Annotated in this window: 5 protein-coding genes; 4 read left to right on the top strand and 1 reads right to left on the bottom strand. The window is 44.4% G+C overall.

The features are described from left to right. On the top strand, positions 1-205 hold a 205-nt coding region (locus tag VIN08_RS20845; protein WP_331969242.1), incomplete at its 5' end, for a hypothetical protein. Between the two features lie 584 nt (positions 206-789). Continuing rightward, positions 790-5,082: a hybrid sensor histidine kinase/response regulator gene (locus VIN08_RS20840; RefSeq protein ID WP_331969239.1), complete on the top strand. Its 4,293-nt coding sequence runs from the start codon at positions 790-792 to the stop codon at positions 5,080-5,082. Positions 5,083-5,125: 43 nt separating this feature from the next. Here VIN08_RS20840 and VIN08_RS20835 read toward each other — a convergent pair whose 3' ends face one another. Next, positions 5,126-5,653, bottom strand: a complete 528-nt coding sequence (locus tag VIN08_RS20835; protein ID WP_331969236.1) for a DUF4142 domain-containing protein — start codon at positions 5,651-5,653, stop codon at positions 5,126-5,128. A 221-nt stretch (positions 5,654-5,874) separates the two neighbouring features. Here VIN08_RS20835 and VIN08_RS20830 point away from each other — a divergent pair, with 221 nt between their 5' ends. Both VIN08_RS20830 and VIN08_RS20825 read left to right on the top strand, forming a co-directional pair. Further along, positions 5,875-6,756, top strand: coding sequence for an ester cyclase (locus tag VIN08_RS20830; RefSeq protein WP_331969233.1), 882 nt, complete (start codon positions 5,875-5,877; stop codon positions 6,754-6,756). A gap of 166 nt (positions 6,757-6,922) precedes the next feature. Next, positions 6,923-8,920: xanthine dehydrogenase family protein molybdopterin-binding subunit (locus tag VIN08_RS20825; protein ID WP_331969230.1), on the top strand; the 1,998-nt coding region annotated here is incomplete at its 3' end.

The raw sequence follows: 8,920 nt of genomic DNA, 5'->3' as shown, positions 1-8,920 counted from the left end.
CTTTCATGCAGCGATCAGCGATCGTAAGTATGAATTTTTATCACGCGAATTGAAAGATCTGTTTGCATCGCCCGTAGATCTTGTACATTACTCCGCCATTATTACTGAACTGAAAGAATCACCCGGCAATCCGCAAGCAATGGAACATTGCGAGCGCGTAGTAATGCAGGAATTGATACAGATATTTAAGAAGTACGTTTTTTAAAGAATATTCAGCTTTAAAAAAACAGAAGCCGCTGCAGAAAAACAGCGGCTTTTTTTATACTACAAATTTTAAAAGCGTGTTGGCGCTTATAGATATACATTTCTTCTTTACTGCGAATCGCGAAAGAGCGCGCTGTTATTTTTTACATGCTTCTCTTTTTAGCAGGCTGAACACTTACTGAGTTTACTGAATATATACCTGATTTTTTTAAAATCAGGATTTCCCTGATCCGGATCAATGTATAAGGCTACATCTTTACCAACACAACGGTATGGCTGGATGAAATAGTTGTTTTCTATACAGGATCGCACATGATATTTTCAATACGTTAGGCATCATGAACCTGAATGAAGAACCGAATCGAAAGAATAGGCCAGTGGATGTAAGGAAACTTTCATCCAATATTACATCAGGTGCCAATGGCATATGGATGTTGCTGAAATGAACTGGTCAATACGATTACGAAACCTGTGTTGATTTTTATCCACAAAGAGTTTAAACAGACCTATATATCGCAGCAAGCGATATGTTCAAACTCACGGTACGTGTTGCTACGGGAAAAAGACATTTTTATAGATATGTGTTTGAGAATCTGGTTATCCTTCGCGCTTTTGTTTTCGGTTTTGTATGGTTATCCGCAGAATGCACCGTTGAGCTTTCAGCATATCGGTGCGCGCGAAGGACTATCGCATAGCAACGTTACCTGTATACTGCAGGATAGTCGCGGATTTATGTGGTTTGGAACACGCGATGGTCTCAATAAATATGACGGCTATACATTTACCGTATATCGTAATAACGCGAATGACACTACCACGCTGGAAAACAATTATATCACCGACATCATGGAAGATCCTTCCGGTCGCGTGTGGATTGCTACATGGGGTGGTGGTATAAATGTGTTTCATCGCGAAACAGAAAAGTTCTCGCACTATATACATGATCCTGAAAATGTTAATTCACTGGCGAGCGACCAGGTGAAAAGTATACTGCGCGACCATGACGGACTTCTGTGGATTGGCACAGACGGAGGCGGCCTTGATGTGTATGATGAAAAGAGAAAAAGTTTTACACACTATAAACATATAAGTCATCAGGCCGAAAGCCTGGCGAGTAACAATGTGATCCAGGTATTGGAAGATCATCTTCACAACATCTGGATCACAACTGCCGATGGCCTTAGTATGTTTGACCGCCAGCGTAAATCGTTTGTAAATTTTCGATATAGCGAGCGCAATCCGCATTCGCTAAGTCATAACGACACAAAAGTACTTTTTGAAGACAGCCGGAATCGGCTGTGGGTTGGTACACGCGGTGGTGGCCTGAATTTATACCGGCCGGAGACGCACGACTTTCAACGCTTTAAACATGATTCGCAGAACAAGACAAGTGTTGGTCATAGTTTTATTCTTTCCCTGAATGAAGATGCGGAAGGTAATTTATGGGTTGGTACAGAGAACGGAGGACTTAGTATTTTCAATGATACGTTGCAGTCGTTTCAAACCTATTTTCAGGATGATATAGATCCGGCTTCACTCAGTGGCAATTCCATCTGGTCTATCTACAAAGATCAGAAAGGCAATATGTGGGTGGGAACGTTCTCAGGTGGGGTTAGTCTTTCGAGCAAGGAGCGAAATAATTTCAGGCACTTTCGCCATACGTCATCCGTAAAAAGTCTTGGCAACAATAAAGTGCTTTGCATTTATGAAGACTCCCATAGAAATCTGTGGGTAACTACCGATGGTGGTGGTCTTAATTTACTTGATCGCAGTACCGGCAATTTCAAACACTTTCGTCACGAAGAGAATAATCCGCGCAGTATAGGTGGCGATTACGTTCTTAATATTCGCGAAGACAGTAAAGGCAATTTATGGATTGGTACGTGGGGTGCAGGAGTAACTATATATGATCCGAAGAAAAATACCTATCGGCATCTGAAGTATAACGCTAAAGATACTTCGAGCTTACGCAGCAACAACGCATGGTCTATACTGGAAGATAAGGACAAACGCATGTGGATTGGTACCTATAACGGTGGTCTGAATTTATACCATCCGGAAACAAACTCGTTTACCGCGTTTGTGCATGATAGTAATAATCCGAAAAGTATAGCCAGCAACAAAGTTATATTGCTTTACCAGGATACGAAGGGACGAATATGGGTTGGTACTGATGGAGGTGGTCTCGATCTCTTCGATCCTGTTTTAAAAACATTTCAACACTATGCGCATCGCGATGGTGTAAACAGTATCAGCAATAATGCGATTACCCAGATACATGAAGATGTAGTAGGAAATTTCTGGATTGGCACAATGTCGGGATTGAATTACTTTGATGTACGAAAACAGAAGTTTACAGTATATCGCACTACCGATGGTTTACCCAACGATGCTATAGCCGGTATACTGGAAGATAAAGATGGCAACCTGTGGATAAGCACCAATAAAGGTTTGAGTAAATATAACCCGGCAACACTCAGCTTTCGGAATTTTGATGCAGCCGATGGTTTGCAGTCCAATGAGTTTAAGCCACATGCATCGTTCTTAAGCAAGTCGGGCGTTATGTACTTTGGCGGGGCAAATGGCTTCAACGAATTTTTTCCTGACAGGATAAAGGAAGATCACTATAAAATACCGATCGTGCTCACCGACTTTCAGTTGTTCAATACATCTGTATCTATAGGAGACAGTGCCGCACACGATTCTCCGCTTACAAAAAGTATAACAGAAACAGATGCGATTGCATTGCGCTACGATCGCTCTGTTATTTCCTTTGAGTTTGCTGCACTAAACTATACCGATGCAGAGCGCAAAACATATTCGTACTTCCTGGAAGGGTTTGATAAAAGCTGGAACCAGCAGGGCACGCAACGCAGAGTTACCTATACCAACCTCGATCCCGGCACCTATATATTTAAAGTAAAAGGGGCCGACAGCGAGCGAAGCTGGGATACAAATATACTTTCACTAAAGCTGGTGATAACACCACCCTTCTGGAAAACGTGGTGGTTTATAACGGTAGCTATAGTATTGGCAACAGGTTCTGCTTACCTGCTATACCGGCTGCGAACAGCTTCGATACAACGACAGAAGCGCGAGCTGGAGAAACAGGTACGCGAACGCACGGCAGAAGCTGTATACCAAAAAGAAATACTGGAGCACCAGGCAGAGAACATGCAGGTGCTGAACATGCAACTACAGGAGCAGGCGAATTTTCTGCACGCCATGAACGATCAGCTGAAGCAACAGAAAAACGAGATTGTTGTTAAACAGGAAGAAGCTGAAACAGCCCGCAGGGAAGCTGAACGTGCCAACCAGGCCAAGAGTATATTTCTGGCAACGATGAGTCACGAGATACGCACGCCTATGAATGGTGTGTTGGGTATGGCTTCGCTATTGGCAGAGACTGCACTTACACAGGAGCAGCAGGAGTATACGAACACCATTCGCGGAAGTGGCGAAGCATTGCTTACGGTGATCAATGATATACTCGATTTTTCAAAGATCGAATCGGGCAACCTGGAACTTGATCATCATAACTTTGATCTGCGGCAATGTATAGAAGAAGTAATGGATGTATTTGCCGGCAAGGCAGGGCAAAAAAGTTTAGACCTGGTATACCAGATCGATTATCGTATATCGGCACAATTGATTGGTGATAGTCATCGGTTACGCCAGGTACTATTAAACCTGATTGGAAACGCGATGAAGTTTACACACCAGGGTGAAATTTTTGTGGGTGTTGATCTTCTGAAAAATAATGATGGTAAACTGGAACTGGCATTCGAAGTGCGTGATACCGGTATAGGTATACCGGCCGATAAATTGTCGCGGTTGTTCAAAGCATTTTCGCAGGTAGATTCTTCTACTACACGCAAGTATGGTGGTACAGGGTTAGGGTTGATCATCAGCAAACGACTGGTAGAATTGATGGGAGGCTATATTACTGTAGAGAGTCAGCCGGATGTAGGAACCATTTTCCGATTTACATTTCATACAGAAGAAAGTCGTGAGTCTATACGACAATATGCATTGTGTAGTACAGCCGGAAATGAAGGGAAGAAAGTGCTGATCGTGGATGATAATGTTACGAACCTCGCCATTTTGAAAAACCAGTTGGAGCATTGGAACTTTACACCAACGCTCGCGGCATCCGGACAACAGGCAATGCAGATACTTTCCTCTGCTGAACGCTATGATCTCGTGATATCGGATATGCAAATGCCGGTGCTCGATGGTATACGGTTAACGCAGATGATCAAGAACAATCATCCGCAGTTGCCGGTAATTTTATTGAGTTCAGTAGGTGATGAGAGCAGAAAAAAATATGCCGATCTCTTCTGTGCTATATTAACCAAGCCGGTAAAGCAACAACAGCTTTGCAAGGTTATACACACAGCACTGCGACCCATGAAGCAAACGACAGGGCGTGAAGAAAATATACCCAACCAGTTATTATCAGAAAGTTTTGCCGAGCAATACCCGCTGCGCATCCTGGTGGCAGATGATAACCCGGTGAATCAGAAACTCGCCCTGCTGGTATTGAACAAACTGGGATATAGAGATGTGTGCATTACACAGAACGGTGTGGAGACACTGGAGAAATTTGATGAGCAATTCTATGATATAATTCTGATGGATGTGCAAATGCCGGAGATGGATGGATTGGAAACTACGCGCATGATACGACTGAAACGCTACCATCAACCGGTAATTATTGCCGTGACCGCCAATGCGATGCAAGGTGATCGCGAAGATTGTGCAAAAGCCGGTATGGACGACTATATCAGTAAACCTATAAAATTTGAAGTTCTCGTAGAGATCCTGAAAAAGTGGGCGAAGATGCGCCAGTCAAATCCGGGTATCATTACAACCTGATGCGCACCGAGTTTGTCAGGTATAGGCGGAACGATATATACCTCTACAGGGTGTCGAGTAATTCTTCTAACCAGGCTTTGTGCAATTGGAGCACCGGTAAATATTCCTGTGTAAGCGCCATAACACTGGGCTCTGTGCCTTCTTCCAATTCTTTTTCAAGCAGCGCTATATCCGCAGCAACTTGTGTGAGTTGACTCTGCACGTAGTGAATATCAAATGTTTCAGGCGATGTCGCTATAAGTGCCGAAAGTTGTGTGGCTGCATCTGCCGGTATAGCATCGGGCAAAGTGTAATGCGTATTGGCAGCGATTGTTTTTAATCGGTTGCGAGTTAACTCAAGATCCTGTTCTATATCCGATGCCAGGGTTTGTGTGGCAGTCTTTCCGTTTTCAATAGCCAGCGATGCCGCTTGCAATTTATACTCATTGTAGCCGTACAGGTTCGTCATAAATCCGCGATCGGCTTCATTTAATTCATAAGCACTTTCTTCTGTCTCGCAAGTGCATGAAGATAGGACCAGGAGTGTTATTCCTATCAGATAAGGAGTAACCAATGAGAAACGATAGGCCATAGTGTGGGGGTGCTGTACTTAAATATAAATAAAAGAAAGCAGGTATTGCAATTGTGTTATAACATTGATGAGTATTATACAGGTATATTTTGAGTTTGTGTAAGAATTACCCCATCGTGTCCTGAAATTTCTTCTATAAAAAATCATCCCTTTAGTCAGATCAGTGATTTTTTACAATTCCATCCCTGCGGGAGAAAATACTTTTGTTAAAAAACACACAGATGGAAACAAGCAAACAACAACGTATTACGGGCATCTGCCTGATCATGGTAAGCCTGTTAGGGCCGGGTATAGCGAGCAGCCAGTCAGCAAAACACACAACAAACAATCAGACCAACACAGCATCAGTTATGGAAACACAAGCAAACAAAGAAACGATCCGTAAGATATATGCGGCCATGAACACGAGAAACACCGAGTCATTGCGCAACAGTATAGCAGAAGAATATACCAGCGCTACCGGAACCCAAGGAGCGGCAGGTTTTCAGGAACCTCTGGCTATACTCATCAAAGCTTTTCCTGATATCCACTGGAATATAGAAGACCTTGTTGCGGAAGGCGATAAAATTGTGGTAAAGCAAAAAGTTACGGGTACACACGCCAACCAGTTTCAATATATAGCACCTACCGGAAATTCTATCGTGAACGATGGTATAGCGATATATACTTTTCGTCAGGGCAAAGTAGCGGGTTCGCAGGTATATACCGATCGCCTCGGATTTTTACAGCAACTGGAAGTAGTGCCAACGGATCTGGCTGCATTTGCCAACCTGAAGTATAAGAAAGAACAGGTAGAATTTATTGACAAGTTTATAGTACCTGCAGCTGCCAAGAAAGAATTTCTGGAACGTGTAAAGATCAATCGCGACTTTATCAAAACACTGCCCGGTTTTATTGAAGATGCTGCATATACCTATACCGATGCGAACAACAACCTGGTTTGTGTTACCGTGGCCCGCTGGCAGAATAAGGACGCAGTAGCCAAAGCAAAAGAAACTGTGCAGGCTGAATACCGGAAGCAGGGATTTGATATAGCGGAAATGATGAAGCGACTGAATATTACGCTGGACCGCGGTATATATACGCGGCTGGAAGAAAACTGATCGTTCCACTTTGGATTTTATTCACTATGAGAGCCCGGTAATATTTTACCAGGCTTTTACTTTGATCAATAAATCGAAACCGGTTATATACTATGTGATACACGCTGTCAAAACAGGTTGAAGTTAGCGGGCAGAGTAGTTAAATTTCATACTACTCCCAATTGCTATGGAACAACGAAGCATGGATCGCAGGCATTTTATTAAAACCAGTGTGCTGGCGGGTGGCGGGCTTATTCTTTCATTCACTGTAACCGGTAAACGAATGCCAGCACCGCAGTTGCCCACAGCTGTGGCGATGAATGCCTTTCTGCGCATTGCTCCCGACAATGGTATATATATTGTGCTGAGTAAGGTAGAGATGGGGCAGGGTATATGGACTACCTTGCCAATGCTGATAGCAGAAGAACTGGATTGTGATTGGAAGAAGATACATGTAGAGCACCGCCCTTCCGGAAGAGGAAAAGATTTTGAGGAGAGTATGTTTGTGCAATCTACCGGTGGATCGGACAGTACGCGGTCTGAATTTGATCGCTACCGTATAGCAGGCGCTACGGCCCGCACCCTGTTAGTGCAGGCTGCCGCTGCAAGATTAGGTATATCGCCAGAGGATTGTCATACTGAAGATGGCTATATCATTGCCGGAACAAATCGTATAGCGTATGGTGATGTAGCTGTCGAAGCCTCTAAGCTTTCTGTCCCTTCTTCTGTAAAGCTGCGCGAGCCGGGCCAATGGAAATATATAGGTAAATCGCAAAAGCGGCTGGATGCGCCAGAGAAAACCAATGGAAAGGCCCTGTATGGTATAGATATACAGTTGCCGGGTTTGTGTACTGCGCTGGTGGCACGTTCGCCTGTATTTGGCGGAACGGTAAAGTCATTTGATGCTACGCAGGCAAAAGCGATAAAAGGTGTTCGTGATGTAGTACAGATTCCCACTGGTATAGCTGTGGTAGCGGATCATTACTGGGCTGCAAAACTGGGTCGTGAGGCATTGCATATCGAATGGAATATACCGGCCGATAGTCGTATTGATAGTCATATACAACTGGAGGGCTACCGGAAACTGGCGGAAAGCCAAGGCATGATTACACAGGAGAAGGGTAATGTAGCCAATGCACTGGATCATTCGACAGATATACTGGAAGCAGACATCGCAGTTCCTTACCTGGCACACACCCCGATGGAACCGGTGAATTGCACGGTGCGGATCAATGAGTATACCTGTGAAGTATGGGCGGGTACACAATCGCCTGTATTGCACCAGCAGGAAGTAGCTTCGTACCTCGGGCTGGATCCGGAGAAAGTTATATTCCACATTCCTTTTCTGGGCGGAAGTTTTGGCCGCAGAGGAACTTTTAAGAACGACTATGTGATAGAAGCGGTATATATAGCCCAAGCAACCGGTAAACCCGTGAAGCTGCTCTGGACGCGCGAAGATGATATACAAGGGGGCTATTACCGGCCGGTATATTTACACCGCGTGCGTATCGGTATAGATGTAACGGGTTATCCGGTGGCCTGGCATCATCGCATTGCAGGACAATCGCTTTTTGTGAATACTGTATTGGAGAAAGATATAGCACCCAACGGCCTTGACTATAGTTCGGTGGATGGCACGCAAGGGTCTCCGTATCTCGCTGCTATACCCGATCATGCAATAGAGTTACATACAACCACTTGTGCTGTTCCGGTTTTGCCGTGGCGTTCAGTAGGCAATACGCATACGGCTTTTGTGATGGAAACATTGGTGGATGAATTGGCTTCGCGTGCGGGTATAGATCCGGTAGAATACAGGAGAACTTTGCTAAAAGATCATCCGCGACATTTAGCAGCGATGAACCTGGCTGCCGAAAAGGCAGCCTGGAATAAACCGCTGCCGGCCGGGCACTTTCGCGGAATAGCGGTACATGCTGCGATGGGTAGTTATGTTGCACATGTTATAGAGTTATCGCTCGATCAAAAGAAAATTCAGCTTCATCGTGTTGTGTGTGCGATAGATTGTGGCCTGGCTGTGAACCCCGATGGCGTACGTGCACAAATGGAAAGCTGTATAGTATATGCTTTAACGGCAGCCCTATACGGAGAGATTACGTTGCAAGACGGACGCGTGCAGCAAAGTAATTTTCATAATTACAAGATGCTGCGTATAAGCGAAATGCCTCGT

The sequence above is a fragment of the Ohtaekwangia sp. genome, from assembly GCF_036568665.1.
In the GTDB taxonomy this organism is placed as follows: Bacteria; Bacteroidota; Bacteroidia; order Cytophagales; family Cyclobacteriaceae; genus Ohtaekwangia.
The sequence above is the reverse complement of the archived record's forward strand: the minus strand, read 5'-3'. Positions and strand labels throughout refer to the sequence as shown.

Excerpts from the sequence above, each read along its gene's own strand:
- VIN08_RS20830 (WP_331969233.1), top strand. The coding sequence starts at position 5,875 with ATGGAAACAAGCAAACAACAACGTATTACGGGCATCTGCCTGATCATG.
- VIN08_RS20835 (WP_331969236.1), bottom strand. The coding sequence starts at position 5,653 with ATGGCCTATCGTTTCTCATTGGTTACTCCTTATCTGATAGGAATAACA.